Genomic DNA, 1,466 nt, shown 5'->3' with positions numbered 1-1,466 from the left:
TAATCTGTACCCTTTGTAAAGGACATTTTGAAAAAAGTTAGGCAACATCAAGAAGATGATTTCTGTATCCAACAGGAGTCATCTTTTTTAAATTCCATTGATATCTATAGTGATTATAGTACGTCATATATTTCTTAATCTCTTGTTTCAACTCAGTAAAAGACTCGCAAGGTTTTATATGTGCTTCATCTTTCAGATGACCAAAAAATGATTCTTGTGGAGCGTTATCCCAACAGTTCCCTCTTCTTGACATAGATTGTCCGAGCTTTAGCTTTTTGACTAATTTTTGGTAGGTAGGGCTTGTGTAGTGGGCTCCTTGATCTGAATGAATATATGCACCTTCAGTCAATCGAATCCTCTTATTCCGTTTTAGTTTATGAAGAGTTGTTGTTACGAGGTCTAATGTCATCTGTTCTGAAACATGGTAAGCTAAAATTTCATTGGTTGAGCCGTCTAAAATTGTAGATAAATAAGCTCTTTTATTCTTACCGTAAACTAAATAAGTGATATCTGTAAGAAGCGTTTTTCCTGGGGTGTTTTGTTTAAATTCTCGATTTAATTGATTCGGCACTACTCGATGTTCTTTTGAAGCTTTCAGCATTCTTTTATAAGGATTTGCTTTCCGAATCGGACAGACAATCTCATATTTTTTCATGATTCTACGGATACGCTTTAAATTGTAGACAACTTGAAAATGACCCACCAATGTCATTTTTATTTGACGAGCCCCTTTCTTTCGATTTCTAAATCGAAGTGCTTTTAATATGATTTCTTTCACGATTTCATCTTGATTGTTCTTTTGTTTCCGTTGTTCTTGAGATGAAATGGAAAAATAATTATAGTATCCCGAACGGGATACACCAGCTACTTTACACAAATAACTCACCATATTTCTTAAGTTATATTTTATGATGACAGAACGAATCAGGATATATTTCTGACTAGGTGATAAAGTTATTTCCTTCTCATCCTCCCTTCCATAAGTTTGATCTTTTTTAACAATTCATTTTCTGCCTTTAGTAAGTTCCGTTCGGCTTCTAAACGAGCATACTTCTCTTCTAACGTAAGCTCTCTCTCAAGAGTTCTTCCCGCGTTTTGGCGTGTATCTCGCAAACCAAATACACCATTTTTTCTGTAAGCAGCACGCCATCTACTTCCTGATGACATAATTCGTTTCATTCCAATCATATCTATATCAAAACCACATTCTTCAAAAATATTTCGAGGGAGTTTTCCTTTCTCATTTTCCTCAATAAAAATACGCTTAAATTCATCTGTATAAGTGATACCTTTCTGACTTACAGATTTTATGTAGGGGTTATTTGATAGAATTTGAATGTCTCTTTCTGTAAATAGCTTTTTTGTCATTTTGAACTTTCTCCGATCCCAATTTTCTCTCATTATACAAGAAATACCCTATAGAATAGACTTTTTTTTCAGTGTCTATTCTATAGGGTACATTTTAA

At 33.8% G+C, this 1,466-nt stretch carries 1 protein-coding gene; it reads right to left on the bottom strand.

Annotated elements, in window-relative coordinates; all coding sequences use genetic code 11:
• Nucleotides 1-37: 37 nt before the first annotated feature.
• Nucleotides 38-1,368, bottom strand: a protein-coding gene (locus ABH959_RS29395; RefSeq protein WP_087943055.1) for an IS3 family transposase whose coding sequence is annotated in 2 segments (ribosomal slippage) — nucleotides 38-984 and nucleotides 984-1,368 — 1,332 coding nt in all. Because the reading frame shifts where the segments join, the coding sequence is not laid out codon by codon here.
• Between the last annotated feature and the right edge of the window lie 98 nt (nucleotides 1,369-1,466).

This window comes from Bacillus sp. RC51 (genome assembly GCF_044908115.1).
In the GTDB taxonomy this organism is placed as follows: domain Bacteria; phylum Bacillota; class Bacilli; order Bacillales; family Bacillaceae_G; genus Bacillus_A; species Bacillus_A mycoides.
Note: the sequence above shows the minus strand (reverse complement) of the source record. Positions and strands in the feature narration are given on the sequence as shown.